General features: G+C 51.4%; 20 protein-coding genes. 14 read left to right on the plus strand and 6 right to left on the minus strand.

The annotated features are described in order from the left end of the window. Positions 1 to 6 precede the first annotated feature (6 nt). The 11 genes from fliJ to PMPD1_RS13430 all read left to right on the plus strand — a co-directional run bounded on the left by fliJ (position 7) and on the right by PMPD1_RS13430 (position 9,141). Positions 7 to 453: a flagellar export protein FliJ gene (fliJ, locus tag PMPD1_RS13380; protein WP_173634511.1), complete on the plus strand. Its 447-nt coding sequence runs from the start codon at positions 7 to 9 to the stop codon at positions 451 to 453. Continuing rightward, on the plus strand, positions 450 to 1,700 hold the full coding sequence (locus PMPD1_RS13385; RefSeq protein ID WP_173634512.1) for a flagellar hook-length control protein FliK: 1,251 nt from the start codon (positions 450 to 452) through the stop codon (positions 1,698 to 1,700). Before fliJ ends, PMPD1_RS13385 begins: the two co-directional genes overlap by 4 nt. Positions 1,701 to 1,830: 130 nt before the next feature. Then, the gene (fliL, locus tag PMPD1_RS13390) at positions 1,831 to 2,313 is read left to right on the plus strand and encodes a flagellar basal body-associated protein FliL (RefSeq protein WP_173634513.1); all 483 of its coding nucleotides are present in this window, start codon (positions 1,831 to 1,833) and stop codon (positions 2,311 to 2,313) included. A gap of 4 nt (positions 2,314 to 2,317) precedes the next feature. Further along, on the plus strand, positions 2,318 to 3,325 hold the full coding sequence (fliM, locus tag PMPD1_RS13395) for a flagellar motor switch protein FliM (RefSeq protein ID WP_173634514.1): 1,008 nt from the start codon (positions 2,318 to 2,320) through the stop codon (positions 3,323 to 3,325). Further along, positions 3,318 to 3,725 (plus strand): flagellar motor switch protein FliN, encoded by a 408-nt coding sequence (gene fliN, locus PMPD1_RS13400; protein ID WP_173634515.1) that lies wholly within the window; start codon positions 3,318 to 3,320, stop codon positions 3,723 to 3,725. Before fliM ends, fliN begins: the two co-directional genes overlap by 8 nt. A 3-nt stretch (positions 3,726 to 3,728) precedes the next feature. Continuing rightward, entirely contained in the window at positions 3,729 to 4,127 is a 399-nt protein-coding gene (fliO, locus tag PMPD1_RS13405) for a flagellar biosynthetic protein FliO (protein WP_173634516.1), read from the plus strand. Beyond that, positions 4,124 to 4,858, plus strand: coding sequence for a flagellar type III secretion system pore protein FliP (gene fliP / locus PMPD1_RS13410; RefSeq protein WP_494338252.1), 735 nt, complete (start codon positions 4,124 to 4,126; stop codon positions 4,856 to 4,858). Before fliO ends, fliP begins: the two co-directional genes overlap by 4 nt. A 56-nt stretch (positions 4,859 to 4,914) precedes the next feature. Beyond that, complete coding sequence (gene fliQ, locus PMPD1_RS13415; RefSeq protein ID WP_173634517.1) at positions 4,915 to 5,184, plus strand: flagellar biosynthesis protein FliQ; 270 nt, start codon at positions 4,915 to 4,917, stop codon at positions 5,182 to 5,184. Then, a complete protein-coding gene (fliR, locus tag PMPD1_RS13420; protein ID WP_173634518.1) occupies positions 5,184 to 5,969 on the plus strand; it encodes a flagellar biosynthetic protein FliR in 786 nt (261 codons plus the stop codon). Before fliQ ends, fliR begins: the two co-directional genes overlap by 1 nt. A 663-nt stretch (positions 5,970 to 6,632) precedes the next feature. Then, on the plus strand, positions 6,633 to 7,268 hold the full coding sequence (gene rcsA / locus PMPD1_RS13425) for a transcriptional regulator RcsA (RefSeq protein WP_173634519.1): 636 nt from the start codon (positions 6,633 to 6,635) through the stop codon (positions 7,266 to 7,268). A gap of 166 nt (positions 7,269 to 7,434) precedes the next feature. Continuing rightward, entirely contained in the window at positions 7,435 to 9,141 is a 1,707-nt protein-coding gene (locus PMPD1_RS13430) for a methyl-accepting chemotaxis protein (RefSeq protein WP_173634520.1), read from the plus strand. 62 nt (positions 9,142 to 9,203) lie between these two features. On the opposite strand, the gene dsrB is transcribed toward PMPD1_RS13430, so the two are convergent. Further along, positions 9,204 to 9,401 (minus strand): protein DsrB, encoded by a 198-nt coding sequence (gene dsrB / locus PMPD1_RS13435; RefSeq protein ID WP_173634521.1) that lies wholly within the window; start codon positions 9,399 to 9,401, stop codon positions 9,204 to 9,206. Continuing rightward, positions 9,398 to 9,520: a hypothetical protein gene (locus PMPD1_RS22755; protein WP_354292623.1), complete on the minus strand. Its 123-nt coding sequence runs from the start codon at positions 9,518 to 9,520 to the stop codon at positions 9,398 to 9,400. The genes dsrB and PMPD1_RS22755 overlap by 4 nt, the downstream gene beginning before the upstream one ends. Positions 9,521 to 9,543: 23 nt before the next feature. Between PMPD1_RS22755 and yodD the strand changes: the two genes are divergently transcribed. The 3 genes from yodD (at position 9,544) to PMPD1_RS13450 (ending at position 12,194) form a co-directional block, all read left to right on the plus strand. Continuing rightward, a complete protein-coding gene (gene yodD, locus PMPD1_RS13440; RefSeq protein ID WP_173634522.1) occupies positions 9,544 to 9,777 on the plus strand; it encodes a YodD family peroxide/acid resistance protein in 234 nt (77 codons plus the stop codon). A gap of 349 nt (positions 9,778 to 10,126) precedes the next feature. Then, a complete protein-coding gene (locus tag PMPD1_RS13445) occupies positions 10,127 to 10,927 on the plus strand; it encodes a mannosyl-3-phosphoglycerate phosphatase-related protein (RefSeq protein ID WP_173634523.1) in 801 nt (266 codons plus the stop codon). A 46-nt stretch (positions 10,928 to 10,973) separates the two neighbouring features. After that, positions 10,974 to 12,194, plus strand: coding sequence for a glycosyltransferase family protein (locus tag PMPD1_RS13450; protein ID WP_173634524.1), 1,221 nt, complete (start codon positions 10,974 to 10,976; stop codon positions 12,192 to 12,194). 64 nt (positions 12,195 to 12,258) lie between these two features. On the opposite strand, the gene PMPD1_RS13455 is transcribed toward PMPD1_RS13450, so the two are convergent. The 4 genes from PMPD1_RS13455 to PMPD1_RS13465 form a co-directional block, all read right to left on the minus strand. Next, complete coding sequence (locus PMPD1_RS13455; protein ID WP_173634525.1) at positions 12,259 to 12,438, minus strand: YodC family protein; 180 nt, start codon at positions 12,436 to 12,438, stop codon at positions 12,259 to 12,261. A gap of 264 nt (positions 12,439 to 12,702) precedes the next feature. Next, positions 12,703 to 12,834 (minus strand): hypothetical protein, encoded by a 132-nt coding sequence (locus PMPD1_RS22760; protein ID WP_354292625.1) that lies wholly within the window; start codon positions 12,832 to 12,834, stop codon positions 12,703 to 12,705. A 33-nt stretch (positions 12,835 to 12,867) separates the two neighbouring features. Continuing rightward, positions 12,868 to 13,779, minus strand: coding sequence for a DUF808 family protein (locus PMPD1_RS13460; RefSeq protein ID WP_173634526.1), 912 nt, complete (start codon positions 13,777 to 13,779; stop codon positions 12,868 to 12,870). A 30-nt stretch (positions 13,780 to 13,809) separates the two neighbouring features. Continuing rightward, entirely contained in the window at positions 13,810 to 14,073 is a 264-nt protein-coding gene (locus tag PMPD1_RS13465; RefSeq protein ID WP_173634527.1) for a hypothetical protein, read from the minus strand. Positions 14,074 to 14,082 lie beyond the last annotated feature (9 nt).

The following is a 14,082-nucleotide window of genomic DNA, read 5'->3' on the forward strand; positions in this document are numbered from 1 at the left end:
GGCATTATGGCAAAACAGCCTTCGGCAATGGAAACCTTACGCGTTCTGGCGCAAAAAGAGGTGGAAGATGCGGCGATCAAACTGGGTGATGTCCGCCGTGGCTGCCAGCAAGCCGACGCGCAACTCACTATGCTGCTGAATTATCAGGACGAGTATCGCATCAAGCTAAACGACAATATGTCGAGCGGTATCGCCAGCACGCGTTGGACCAATTATCACCAGTTTATTCAAACGCTGGAGAAGGCGATTGAACAACACCGTCAGCAGTTGGCGCAGTGGAATGTAAAACTGGAACATGCGCTACGACTGTGGCGTGACAAGCAGCAGCGCTTGCATGCTTATGAAACACTACAGGCCCGTGCCGTTGCGAATGAATTACAACAGGAAAACCGTCTCGACCAGAAACGGATGGATGAATTTGCCCAACGGGCATCATTGAGGAAAGGCGAATGATTAACTTGCCACCGCTTGCCACTCTCGCCGGTACTGATACCGGTACTGACCTTTCCACCGGCGTCGAAAGTTTATCGGGCGCAGACAGCACACCGCAAAACTTTTTGACGTTGCTCGGCAACCGCCTGTTATCGCTGGCGCAAACCACAAATTCGCCAGGACAAACGGCGGATGTCACGCCAGGTTCGGCAGAAAAAGCCGCACCGGAACCGACACTCGGCACCTTACTTGCCGCGCTGAGCAAACCAGAAACATTAAGTGCGCTGCTGACGCCGGAAAAGGCTAAAGACACGACGAAATCCGCCGATGATAAAGAGAAGCCTCGCACTGCAGCGCTAAGCGACAGTGATAAGCAAGCATTGCAAGCCTTGTTCGCCATGCTACCGCAGGCGCCGTTGCAACCTGTAGCGCACAGTACGGTGATAAAAACCGGCGATACGCAAGGTGATGCTAATAAGCCCCGCAATGGCGGTAATGCGCTGTTAACCTCGGCGTTGGCGCAACTGGGTGGTGGCGAGGGGCAGAGTTCGCCGACACCGGGGCTCGCTTCTGAAGGAAAAACGCGTATTGACAGCGCCAGCCCGATAATGCCCGCGGCGATCGCCCAAAATACGGCGTCAAATAGCGCGTTAAACGGGACGGAGGATTTCCATTCGGCGTTGAACGCATTACGACATGACGATCCGAAAACCGCCGAGCCGCCCACGCCGCCGACGGTAAGCCCAACGCTAAGCGCCAGCGCACCGCTGATCGCGCCCAGCGCCTCGGCGACCGCGATGACGCAACCGGTGGCGCAATTAAATGCCCATTTGGGAAGCCCGGAATGGCAACAGGCGTTAAGCCAGCAAGTATTAATGTTTAGCCGCAACGGGCAACAAAACGCCGAGTTGCGCCTGCATCCGCAGGATCTGGGCTCAATTCAAATTAGCCTGAAACTGGATAACGACCAGGCTCAGCTAAGTATGGTTTCCGGTCACAGCCAGGTTCGCGCCGCGCTGGAAGCCGCTCTGCCGCATTTGCGTACTGCGCTGGCGGAAAATGGTATTAACCTGGGACAAAGCAGTGTCAGCAGCGATGCGTTTCCCCAACACCAAGGTTTTAATGGTCAACAGGAACCACACCGTGGTCATCAAGGCGGCACATTCAGCCTAACCCCGGAGAGTGACAACGAGATAACGCCGATTGCCGTCCCCACAACCCTCCAGGCGCGTGCGGCGGACGATGGCGCCGTCGACATTTTCGCCTGATCGCGACAAACGCAGAAGGTGATAGCAAAACTCGCGTCTTTTCCTGCTATTGAACGGCGAGAGACGCGGGATAATCTGACCTGGCTCGCCGGCAGGCGACCAACATAATTCACAGGAAGTTACTGCAAATATGTCTGATAACGCGAAAGCCAAAGGCCGCAAACGTTCAATCCTGGTCCCAGTGTTACTGGTTGTAACGCTGGTCGCTTGCAGCGTGGCAGGCTATGCAGTCTGGCGAATGATGAATAAAACCGACGAGACGCCAGAAGCGGAGAAAGTGACGCCTCCCGCCGCGCCGGTATTTTTTGCACTTGATACATTTACGGTTAACCTGGTCAATGCCGACAACGACTTTGATCGTGTGCTTTACGTAGGTTTTACCCTACGTCTGCCCGATGAAGAAACCCGTCGTCGGATGAACGACTATTTGCCTGAGGTCCGCAGCCGACTGTTGCTCCTTCTCTCTCGCCAGGACGCGACTACGCTGGCCAAAGAGCAAGGTAAACAAGCATTGGTGGCACAGATCAAACAGGTGCTGGCGCCTCCGCTGGTGAAAGGTCAACCTCCGCAGGGGGTGAATGATGTTCTGTTTACCGCCTTCATTTTGAGGTAAGTCGATGGGCGATAGCATTCTTTCACAGGCTGAAATTGACGCGCTGCTCAATGGCGACAGTGACAGCCCGGAAGACGAGACAGCCAAGGTCATAGGCGAGAACGATATTCGCCCCTATGACCCAAATACCCAGCGACGTGTGGTGCGCGAACGCCTACAAGCGCTGGAAATTATTAATGAACGTTTTGCGCGCCAGTTTCGTATGGCGTTGTTTAATCTGCTGCGTCGCAGCCCCGATATTAGCGTTGGCGCGATTAAGATTCAGCCGTATCACGAGTTTGCCCGTAATTTACCGGTGCCAACCAACCTGAATTTGATCCACCTAAAACCGCTGCGTGGTACCGCGTTGTTTGTGTTTTCACCGGCATTGGTCTTTATCGCGGTGGATAACCTGTTTGGCGGCGATGGGCGCTTCCCGACCAAAGTAGAAGGCCGTGAATTTACCCATACCGAACAACGCGTGATCCGTCGAATGCTGAAACTGGCGCTGGATGGCTATAGCGATGCGTGGAAAGCCATCTATCCGCTGGAAGTAGAGTACGTGCGTTCGGAGATGCAGGTGAAATTTACCAATATCACCACCTCGCCAAACGATATTGTGGTGAATACGCCCTTCCAGATCGAAATTGGTAATTTAGTGGGGGAATTCAATATTTGTATTCCCTTCAGCATGATAGAGCCGTTGCGTGAGCTATTAGTCAATCCACCGCTGGAGAACTCGCGCCAAGAGGACCAGCACTGGCGCGATACCCTGGTGAAACAGGTCCAGCATTCCGAACTGGAGTTGATTGCCAACTTCGCGGAAACCTCGCTGCGTTTGTCGCGTATTTTGCAATTGAAGCCTGGCGATGTGCTACCCATTGAAAAGCCTGAACGCATTATCGCGCATGTCGATGGCGTACCGGTACTCACTAGTCAGTACGGTACTTTAAACGGCCAGTATGCGCTGCGCGTTGAACATTTGATCAACCCGATTTTGAATTCGCTGAACGAGGAACAGCCCAATGAGTGACAGCAAGAAACCGTCCGATGACAATATCTCTGCGGACGATCTGTGGGCTGACGCAATGAATGAACAAGCGGCGAGCTCGCTCTCCTCATCTGAGGGCGTGTTTAAGTCGCTGGAAGGCAATGACGTCGCCGGATCGCTGCAAGATATCGATTTGATTATGGATATCCCGGTAAAACTGACCGTAGAGCTCGGTCGAACCAAAATGACCATCAAAGAGCTATTACGGCTGACCCAAGGTTCAGTGGTGGCATTAGACGGGCTGGCGGGCGAACCGTTGGATATCCTGATTAATGGGTACCTGATAGCCCAGGGCGAAGTGGTGGTGGTGGCCGATAAATATGGCGTGCGCATTACTGATATCATTACCCCTTCCGAACGTATGCGTCGCCTGAGCCGTTAATTTATGAAAAGTAGTACACAATCGCTTCAAACCCCGCCCGCCCAGCCGGTCGTTTCGGCGGGATCGGCCCTGACCGAAGTCAGTAGTGTCTTAGCGGTAATTATTTTACTGATCCTGGCCTGCGCGTGGCTGGCGCGGCGCATGGGGTTCGCCCCGAAACGGGTCGGCTCCCATGCGCTAAACGTGAGCGCGAGCGTGCAAATTGGTCAACGTGAGCGGGTGGTGATTGTTGATGTTGAAGATGCCCGGCTAGTATTAGGCGTTACCGCTCAGCAGATAACCCATCTGCATACCTTGCCGCCAAAAGATCCTGGCGCGGAACCGCCGCCATCACCGGCTGAGCCAGCCGATTTCCGTCAAATTCTACAGACGTTAATCAAACGTCCCGGAAAACCCCAATGATCCGCCGTCTGTTGCCGTTGTTGGCATTAATGCTGCTGGCCCCGGCGGCACATGCAGATCTGCCCGGTTTGATCAGCCATCCGCTGCCAAACGGCGGTCAAAGCTGGTCGTTACCGGTGCAAACGCTGGTTTTTATCACTGCGCTGACGTTCCTACCGGCGATTTTACTGATGATGACCAGTTTCACGCGCATCATCATTGTCTTTGGGCTGCTACGTAATGCGCTGGGTACGCCATCCGCCCCGCCGAACCAAGTCTTACTCGGCCTGGCGTTGTTTTTGACGTTTTTCATTATGGCACCCGTGTTCGACAAGATTTATCAGGATGCCTATCTGCCATTTAGTCAGGACAAAATTAGCATGGATGTTGCGCTTGATAAGGGCGCGCAACCGCTACGTGAGTTTATGTTGCGGCAAACTCGTGAGGCGGATTTGGCCCTGTTTGCCCGGCTGGCGAATACGCCGCCATTAGCCGGCCCTGAAGCGGTGCCGATGCGTATTCTGCTACCGGCCTATGTGACCAGTGAGTTGAAAACCGCGTTTCAAATTGGTTTCACAGTATTTATTCCGTTTTTGATTATTGATTTAGTGGTCGCCAGCGTGCTGATGGCATTAGGGATGATGATGGTCCCGCCCGCCACCATTTCGTTGCCGTTTAAACTGATGCTGTTTGTTCTGGTGGATGGCTGGCAGTTGTTGGTCGGTTCGCTCGCGCAAAGTTTCTACTCCTGACACTCGGTGTTTACTGCCGGGGCGCACTCGCCCCGTATTGATACCCGGAGCTTTATATGACACCTGAATCGGTGATGGTCCTCGGTCACGAGGCAATGAAAGTGGCGCTGGCGCTGGCGGCGCCATTGCTACTGGCTGCACTGCTTAGCGGCTTAGTGATTAGCCTGTTACAGGCGGCAACCCAAGTGAACGAACAAACCCTTTCGTTTATCCCTAAAATTTTAGCCGTCGCGGCCACCATCGTCGTCGCGGGCCCGTGGATGTTAAACCTGGTGTTGGATTATATGCGCACGCTGTTTAATAACCTGCCCTATATCATCGGCTAATGATCACCTTCGATAGTAATCAACTGATGATCTGGATTGGTCAGTTTTTCTGGCCGCTAGTGCGCATTCTGGCGCTGATTGCTACCGCGCCAATCCTCAGTGAACAATCGATCAGCCGCAATGTGAAGATTGGTCTGGCGGTGATGATAACCTGGACGTTGATTCCCTCATTGCCGCCCACCAGCGTTACGCTGTTTTCTATTGGCGGTTTGTGGTTGCTGATCCAGCAAATGCTGATTGGCATTGCCTTAGGGTTTACCATGCAGTTCGCCTTTGCCGCGGTACGTACCGCAGGTGAAGTCATCGGGCTACAAATGGGGTTATCGTTTGCCACGTTCTTCGATCCCAGCAGCCACCTGAATATGCCGGTTTTGGCACGCTTCCTTGATATGCTGGCGATGCTGCTGTTTTTGACCTTTAACGGCCACTTATGGTTAATTTCTCTGCTGGCGGACAGTTTTCATACCTTACCGATTGGCGGCGATCCGTTGAATGCCAATGCTTTTTTAGCGTTGACGCGCGCTGCAGGCATGATTTTCCTGAATGGAATGATGTTAGCGCTGCCATTAATCATCTTATTGCTCACTCTCAACCTGGCGCTCGGTTTGTTAAACCGTGTTTCACCTCAACTCTCGGTTTTCGCCATCGGCTTCCCGGTAACCTTAACTATCGGCATCTTTACCCTCGGCATTATCATGCCCCTGCTGGCCCCGTTTTGTGAACATTTGTTCAGTGAAGTGTTTGATTTACTCTCTGAGATTATTTCTGAATTGCCTAAAAATTAAACATCAGTCAATCCACTGCAATCCGACCTTGATACTTAAGTGTCTGACGTGACACTTAAGCCAGTGAAATATATCCGTGCATTTTTTGAACCATATTTAAGCTATTTGGGCTAAGGAAATTCTGATAAATGCACTTTATCGATGAAAATTATTCTTATTAAACAGCGCTTCGCGTATTTTAATTCAGCAAGGTTAAGCGCAATATGTGGAAGAATTTGGGGGAATGGGCAAGCAATTGTCTGTAATTTCAGCAGAAATTATCCCCCCGCCTTTCCTTGTTCAGACGGATTTTTTACGGCATTGTCAAGAGTAAAGAAAAGCGTATCAATTCGGGAAAGTAATTTTTTTAAGAATCGTCCTATCAGAAAATTCTGTGTTGTGCGCGATAGTGACGAGGCTCGCAAAAAGAACATCTCTGTTCGTGCTAACTGCGGCTGGCAACCTAATGCCTTGCCGGTAATGTTAGCCGAGCGATGAGTAGAGTACCGATATCGAAAACCAACTGCGCCGTATTCACCAAGGATGAGAAGGTAACTCTGCCGGGAGCAATACTCTCTATGGCTGAGTTATATAAAAAAGAAGTCATCTGAAAATCTTTCTCGTACCGCAAACGCGTATTCATCGTTGATTTAAACGGATAACAAATTGGTGAGGGTCGCTAACATGCCGACGATTATTATGGATTCATGCAGTTATACACGACTGGGTCTAATGGATTACATGGCGTTGAAGGGAGTCAAAAAGAAAAATATAGCCTCCGTCACTGATATCGATCAGCTCCAGGCAAGATGCCAACAGCTTAAACCCGGCGTAGTATTTATTAATGAAGAATGTTTCATTCATGAAGCAGATGCCAGCGAACGTATTCGTAGTATTATTCTTCAACATCCTGATACCTTATTCTTTATTTTTATGGCTATTTCCAATATCCATTTTGAGGAATACCTCTACGTTCGCAAGAACCTGATTATTACGTCAAAATCGATAAAATCCTCGACGCTGGATATGCTGCTTTCGGCTTATTTTCAAAAGAAAGCCAGCGCCTCTCCTCGCTTTTCTGGGGAGAGGGAGATACATCCATTAACGCTCAGCCAGACTGAATCCAACATGCTAAAAATGTGGATGTCCGGTCATGATACCATTCAAATTTCCGATAAAATGCAAATTAAGGCTAAGACAGTTTCGTCACATAAAGGAAATATTAAGCGGAAAATAAAAACCCATAATAAGCAGGTGATTTATCATGTTGTTCGTTTAACGGATAATGTCACCTCGGGTATTTATGTTAATGTCAGATAAGCGCCAAGTGGTATAAGGCCGACGCTGTCGGCCCCTGCTCTCTATAGTTTGTCATTTTTGCGACAGATGTCTCACTTCTGGCGCTAATCCTTTTTGCCCCCGTGCCGATGTTTAAAGCGTACCGAAGCTGTGCTTCGCTCCTTAGTCACACAGAGAGCAAAAGGATATGAAAAAAACGTCTTCATCCGGCGAAAGCGCCAGCATTAGCTTCTGGCAGCATCTGCGACTGGTGCCGCTTTTTGCGGTCATCTTTAGCGGAATTTTGCTGTTATTCGCCTTATGCATCGGCCTTTCCAGCTATTTTCTCATTCAGAGTAATCACTCTTTAGACGACGCCACCCAGGAAATCAAAGTTCGGATGGGGCTTTCTAACAGCTCCGACTTTTTACGCACCGCGCGCTTAACCATCATCCACGCCGCCGCCGCCTCGCGGATTGGTGAAATGGATGAGTTCCATGCCAACCTGCTCACCACCGAAAACCGCATTAAATCGGCACAAGAAAACTTCCAGTTGTATTTACAACGCCCGAATAAAATGGCACAAGATCGCGCGCTGGACGCCCCGTTAAAAGCGCGCTTCGACCAGTATGTCAACAAAGGTCTGATGCCAATGATCAATGCCGCGCGTCAGGGCAGTTTCGAGGGCGTTATTTCTCAGGAAACCGATGCCACTCGTAAACTTGATGACAGCTATAGCCTGGTATTGCAGAAAGCGCTGACGCTGCGTAATCAGCGCGCCGATGCGATCAATCATCAGGCCGCCGCACAATCACGCCTGGGCTTTATGGTAATGGCGGGCGCGTTCGTATTAGCGCTGGTTTTGACCGGCTTAACCTTTATTTTCCTGCGCCATGTGGTTATTTCACCGCTGCGCCGGGCGGTCGGACGGATTGAGCATATTGCGCACGGCGATCTCACTGCTCCGCCACAGAGTTGGGGACGGAGTGAGATCGGCCTGTTAGGCAGTAACTTGCAAACCATGCAGCAAGCCCTGATCGCCACCGTGGGCACGGTACGCGAAGGCGCGATTGCAATTTATCAGGGCTCGGGCGAAATTTCAGCGGGGAATACCGACCTTTCCTCACGCACCGAGCAGCAGGCGGCGGCGCTGGAACAAACCGCCGCCAGCATGGAGCAGCTTACCGCAACGGTCAAACAGAATGCCGAAAACGCGCATCACGCCAGCCAACTCGCCGCTGACGCCTCCGGCAAGGCGCGCGAAGGGGGAGATATTGTTAATGGCGTGGTCAATACCATGAATAGCATTTCCGGCAGCTCGAAAAAGATCGCTGAAATCACGACGGTAATTAATAGTATCGCTTTCCAGACCAATATCCTGGCGCTTAACGCCGCGGTAGAAGCAGCACGCGCTGGAGAGCAAGGGCGCGGTTTCGCGGTGGTCGCCAGTGAAGTCCGCAACCTGGCGCAGCGCAGCGCCCAGGCGGCGAAAGAGATCGAGGCGTTGATTGCCGAATCGGTAAACTTAATCGATAAAGGTTCGTCCCAAGTCGGCCATGCAGGCAGTACCATGACGGAAATTGTCGATGCGGTGCGCCGCGTTACCGATATTATGGCAGAAATAGCCGCCGCGTCTGACGAGCAAAGCCGCGGTATTCAACAAGTTAGCCAGGCGGTTACCGAGATGGATAATGTAACTCAGCAAAACGCCTCATTAGTGGAAGAAGCCACTGCGGCAGCCTCATCGCTGGAGGAGCAAGCCGCGCGCCTGACACAGGCCGTCGCCGCATTTCATCTCAGTGTGGAAGCCCCATCGACCGAACCCACCACACTCGCCGCCGCGCCGTTGAAAACTCAGCCCTCTGCTGCGCCACGCCCGGCCCTCGCCGACGGGGATAACTGGGAAACCTTCTAACGCCAGCGCAGGAACCTAGCCTAGCGGGTCGCGCTTAACCGACCCGCTGTTCTGACCGTCGATCACAGCTCACTATTGTGCGGCTCAACAAAAATTCCATCCGCATGGCCGACCTCGTTAAAAAACCAAATGCCTAACGGATACTCTTCCAGCGCCACCAAATACATGGTGCCTTCGCTAAAATCTTCGACGGCCAGTACCTTTCCCGGACGCCGCGGCCCGCCATCTGTCTTTACCGTTACCCGATCATTCACTTTCATGCCAGTTCTCCCGTACTCTTCGCCGCCGCCAGTGTAAACCAAGTCGTAAAATCCTGCAGCGTAATCAACCGACTCGCGATGCGCCGTCCGTTTAACCGCGCATCGTCTATACTGATCACAATAGATGCCTCGGGAGGCCATCATGGGAACAGCAAAAGAGTATAGCGATATTGCTAAACGCGAAGTCAATATTGATGTGGAAGCCTTGTTGCAAGCCATTCACGAGCGCGCATCAGGCGAGGTGAAGGAGTTTATGGAAAGTGAACACGCCCATCGGGTGCGGGTAGATGGTAAAGAGTATGACTCTTACACGGAACTGGCGGAAGCCTTTGAGCTGGATATTCACGATTACACGATTACCGAAGTTAACCGTTAATCGCGGCGCAAAAAAAATCCCGACCAACCGGTCGGGATGAAAGATAAACCAAGAAATTCGTTACACCAGGAAATTCTCTAACAACTGAAGATTACGCCATCACGCCATTAAGACAAGTCTTAACCAAGTTAAAAAAAGGCTTAATTTTGGTCAATTTACGTCCCCCTAACGGCACTAACCCCTACTCGGTGCGGCCTGAAGAGACGCCACTATCAAGCCATCCACCCTCTTCTCAGAGTCTTTTTTTAGGATTATTCCTGGCTAACGGGGGCTCTGAGTTGCGTGCTGATGCAGATACCCGAGCGGTCTGGCGCGACGGCGTTTAACGATCAATCAAGAGGTTATCGGTATGCCTGATTTGTACGATCCGTTAATGATAGTGACTGATTTAGACGGTTCCCTACTCGATCATCACACCTATTGCTGGTCACCTGCCCAACCTTGGCTCACACGCCTGCAACAGCATGCTATTCCACTGGTTATATGTTCCAGTAAAACCGCAGCGGAGATCATTCCACTACAACAGCAATTAGGGCTCTCAAACGCGCCGTTTATCGCCGAAAATGGTGCACTGGTGCAATATCAGGACGCACATGATGCCCCGTTACGGCACTATTTTGGTAAACGATACAGCGAAATTTGCCGCCTATTGCACCCTCTCCATCATCAATTTCGTTTCACCGGTTTTGCTGATTTCAGTGAACAAGAGGTGGCGGAGATGACCGGCCTTTCGCTGCATGACGCCATGCTATCGCGCAGACGCGAGGCCTCAGAAACCCTAATCTGGCGCGATTCGGAAGCGCAGCGAATCCGTTTTCAGCAACATCTGGCTCAGGAAGGGCTAACGCTGATACAAGGCGGTCGCTTTTGGCATGTGATGAGCAGTAACGGCGGCAAAGGCGCCGCGCTGGCATGGCTCTTGCAAAACATTCAGACGCCGAAAGCTAAAAGCTGGCTCACCCTTGGCCTCGGCGACGGTCCGAATGATGCGCCGATGCTGGATAGTGTCGATTATGCGGTAATCATTAAAGGCTACAGTAAATTTCCGGTCGAACTGACCCGTACCGATGAGGAAAATGTGTATCGCACCAACGCTTACGGCCCCGAAGGCTGGAGCGAAGGGCTTGATTACTTTATCTCGCAAACGTGACGCAGATTATCGCGCAATGGCACGATAATCCATCGAGGGGGAAACGATGAGTGATTTTTTCCAGAACGGCATTATCACTAATTTTCACAACCTAACCGCACGTTCCACCGAGGATTTAGAACAAGAGATGATGCGCTTTGCCGAAAAGTGCAAAATGGGGCTAATCCTGCCGGCGCTATTTTCTGAACTGGAGGGACCGGCGCTCGATAATATCGTGAATGAATTGGCAAAAGTGACCTGGCTTGAGGAGATCGTTATCGGGCTTGACCGCGCTGACCGTGAACAATTTCTCCACGCCAAAGCCTTCTTTTCTCGTCTGCCGCAGCGCCACCGTATTTTATGGAATGACGGGCCGCGTCTGAAAGCGTTGGATGCAGAACTGGAGAAAGAGGGATTGTCTCCCGGACAGGCCGGTAAAGGGCGCAATGTTTGGTTTTGTAGCGGCTACATATTGGCTTCCGGTCGCACTGCCTGCGTAGCGCTGCACGATTGCGATATTGTCACTTATCAGCGCGATATGCTGGCCCGTTTGCTTTATCCGTTAGCGCATCCCTCTTTTCAATATGCGTTTTGCAAAGGATTTTATGCGCGCGTCGCTGACGGCAAACTCAATGGGCGCGTTGGGCGGTTGTTGGTTGGGCCCTTGTTACGCGCGCTACAAAAAGTGTACGGACAGTCTGACTATTTGGAGTATCTCAGCAGTTTCCGTTATCCGCTTTCCGGCGAATTCGCCATGCGTACCCATGTGTTGAACGGGATCAAGTTACCGAGCGACTGGGGCCTGGAGATAGGCGTGTTATCAGAGATTTATCGTGATTACAACACTCGCCAGAGTTGCCAGGTTGAAATCGCCGATAATTACGATCATAAGCACCAGCCGCTTTCCGGGCAGGATGGTACCGGCGGTTTAAAGCGGATGAGTAATGATATTGTGCAATCATTATTGCGCAAAATGGCCACTATGGGCGTTAACCTGACCAGTGACTCATTTCGCGTATTGAAAGCCACCTACTATCGTAACGCGCTGGATACCATGGAGATTTATCGTCATGAAGCGGCGATGAACGGCCTAACATTTGATCAGCATAACGAAGAGGCGGCGGTTGAAATGTTTACGCAATCGATCCTCGACGCAGGCCAGGCGTTTATTGAGCGGCCAAATGAAAAGCCCTTTATCCCCGGCTGGAACCGCGTGCAATCCGCCTTTCCACAGATTCTGCAACGCATTTATCAAGCGGTTGAAGAGGATAACCAAGGCCACGTTTAAATCGCGCCCATTAAAAAGGCTCACCGGTTAGGGTGAGCCTTGCGAAAGGAAACGGCTACCCTGCTTAGCTGGCAAACTGATGTTCAGCCGATAATGCGCGAAGTTCATCTTCGCGAAATGCTTCGCATTTGACGCTGTGCCCATCATACCAACGGCACTCGACCATCCCGCTGGCATAACCGGTAACCACCATCACCGAGCCACCTTCTTTGTGCTGAACCTCTTCGCTGACAGAAAATGCCATACGCGCTCCTCTCAATTAAAAGTGAAAAAAGTATGCTTAATGTATAGCAGAGCGCGCTAATTTTTACCCGTCGTACTGCGGATAAAATCCTGTTATGCAAAATAATCAGTTAATTATATTAAAAATAAACAAAGCGGATAAAGCGTATGAGAAACGTTTAGCCGCCAAAAGTAGCGGGAAACGTACAGGGTGCCAGGTAACATAGCGATAAAAAAACGGATGGCATTACGCCATCCGTTCGCACACCCATCCAGTCAGCCAAAATCAGATTTTGCAGCCTTCGCAATCGGCTTCGTCACTCAGATCGGTTGGTACTTCATTGGCTTTTTTCGCCGCGTTGGCTTCTGCCTCTTCCAACTGCGCATCAATATCAAATTCAAAAATATCGTCGTTCATTGTCTTACTCCCCTTGCTCTTCATAACTTGTCTTTATACTGACTTCGCACGTCGTTTCGCAATCAGATTTACCACTAACAGCACAATGGAACCAATGATGAAACCAATCACCAAATTGGCCGCATTCTCCAACAGCGTGGCAATAATGCCCTGAAAACCGGCGCTAACATGCGCAATGGCCTGATGCAATCGCGGAACGCCATGTACCACAATCCCGCCGCCCACCAAGAACATGGCTAACGTCCCGACCACCGTCAGTATTTTCATCAGCCATGGCGCAGCCACCAACAACCCGCCGCCGACCGCCTTTGCGAAAGCAGAGGATTTCTCGCGTAACCAGAACCCCAGATCGTCCAGTTTAACGATGGCGGCAACAATGCCATATACCCCAATGGTGACCAGGATAGCGATACCCGCCAAGATAATCACCTGGTTCAGTAACGGCGCCTCAGAAACAATACCCAGCGTAATCGCCACTATCTCTGCTGACAAAATAAAATCGGTACGAATCGCTCCCTTAACCTTTTTTTTCTCATAGGCCATCGGGTCTTGGCGGGCGGCCTGCGCTAACCGTTGTTGACGAGCTTCCTGCGTCTCCTGCGCTTTATCACGATGCAAGCTATGCATCACTTTTTCCACGCCTTCATAACAGAGGTAAGCCCCACCGACCATCAGCAACGGCGTAATCGCCCATGGCGCAAAGGCGCTGATCACCAACGCCAGCGGCACCAAAATCAATTTATTCAGAAACGACCCTTTCGCCACGCCCCACACCACCGGTAACTCCCGGTTGGCTTTAACCCCGGCGACTTGCTGGGCATTCAACGATAAATCATCGCCCAATACACCGACGGTTTTTCTGGCGGCCACTTTCCCCATCACCGAAATATCATCCAGTAGGGTGGCAATATCATCAAGAAGCGTCAGTAAACTACTACCGGCCACATTGTGTTCCTTTTTGGTTATCCATATTGGTTAAGATCGGCTGTCGTGCACATCGTGCCACTCCACCACCGCCATATCCGCGATACCTTCGCAATCCCACTCTACCCGCACCGGTTGGCCTTCTGCCTGGTCATGGTCCAGATATTTACTTACCGGGCTTTCGGTTAAGCCGGTAATATCTTCAGTGGCAATCAGCGTTTCACCCACAAAAACCCGCGCCGTCGCCCGGGTGCTTACCATCCGCTCACCGCGTAGTGCGTAGAGCCGCCTTACCGTTAACTTTACACGGGCCATGTTTTCACC

The sequence above is a fragment of the Paramixta manurensis genome (genome assembly GCF_013285385.1).
Classification (GTDB): domain Bacteria; phylum Pseudomonadota; class Gammaproteobacteria; order Enterobacterales; family Enterobacteriaceae; genus Paramixta; species Paramixta manurensis.

Excerpts from the sequence above, each read along its gene's own strand:
- fliJ (WP_173634511.1), top strand. The coding sequence starts at position 7 with ATGGCAAAACAGCCTTCGGCAATGGAAACCTTACGCGTTCTGGCGCAA.
- PMPD1_RS13385 (WP_173634512.1), top strand. The coding sequence starts at position 450 with ATGATTAACTTGCCACCGCTTGCCACTCTCGCCGGTACTGATACCGGT.
- fliL (WP_173634513.1), top strand. The coding sequence starts at position 1,831 with ATGTCTGATAACGCGAAAGCCAAAGGCCGCAAACGTTCAATCCTGGTC.
- fliM (WP_173634514.1), top strand. The coding sequence starts at position 2,318 with ATGGGCGATAGCATTCTTTCACAGGCTGAAATTGACGCGCTGCTCAAT.
- fliN (WP_173634515.1), top strand. The coding sequence starts at position 3,318 with ATGAGTGACAGCAAGAAACCGTCCGATGACAATATCTCTGCGGACGAT.
- fliO (WP_173634516.1), top strand. The coding sequence starts at position 3,729 with ATGAAAAGTAGTACACAATCGCTTCAAACCCCGCCCGCCCAGCCGGTC.
- fliP (WP_494338252.1), top strand. The coding sequence starts at position 4,124 with ATGATCCGCCGTCTGTTGCCGTTGTTGGCATTAATGCTGCTGGCCCCG.
- fliQ (WP_173634517.1), top strand. The coding sequence starts at position 4,915 with ATGACACCTGAATCGGTGATGGTCCTCGGTCACGAGGCAATGAAAGTG.
- fliR (WP_173634518.1), top strand. The coding sequence starts at position 5,184 with ATGATCACCTTCGATAGTAATCAACTGATGATCTGGATTGGTCAGTTT.
- rcsA (WP_173634519.1), top strand. The coding sequence starts at position 6,633 with ATGCCGACGATTATTATGGATTCATGCAGTTATACACGACTGGGTCTA.
- PMPD1_RS13430 (WP_173634520.1), top strand. The coding sequence starts at position 7,435 with ATGAAAAAAACGTCTTCATCCGGCGAAAGCGCCAGCATTAGCTTCTGG.
- dsrB (WP_173634521.1), bottom strand. The coding sequence starts at position 9,401 with ATGAAAGTGAATGATCGGGTAACGGTAAAGACAGATGGCGGGCCGCGG.
- yodD (WP_173634522.1), top strand. The coding sequence starts at position 9,544 with ATGGGAACAGCAAAAGAGTATAGCGATATTGCTAAACGCGAAGTCAAT.
- PMPD1_RS13445 (WP_173634523.1), top strand. The coding sequence starts at position 10,127 with ATGCCTGATTTGTACGATCCGTTAATGATAGTGACTGATTTAGACGGT.
- PMPD1_RS13450 (WP_173634524.1), top strand. The coding sequence starts at position 10,974 with ATGAGTGATTTTTTCCAGAACGGCATTATCACTAATTTTCACAACCTA.
- PMPD1_RS13455 (WP_173634525.1), bottom strand. The coding sequence starts at position 12,438 with ATGGCATTTTCTGTCAGCGAAGAGGTTCAGCACAAAGAAGGTGGCTCG.
- PMPD1_RS22760 (WP_354292625.1), bottom strand. The coding sequence starts at position 12,834 with ATGAACGACGATATTTTTGAATTTGATATTGATGCGCAGTTGGAAGAG.
- PMPD1_RS13465 (WP_173634527.1), bottom strand. The coding sequence starts at position 14,073 with ATGGCCCGTGTAAAGTTAACGGTAAGGCGGCTCTACGCACTACGCGGT.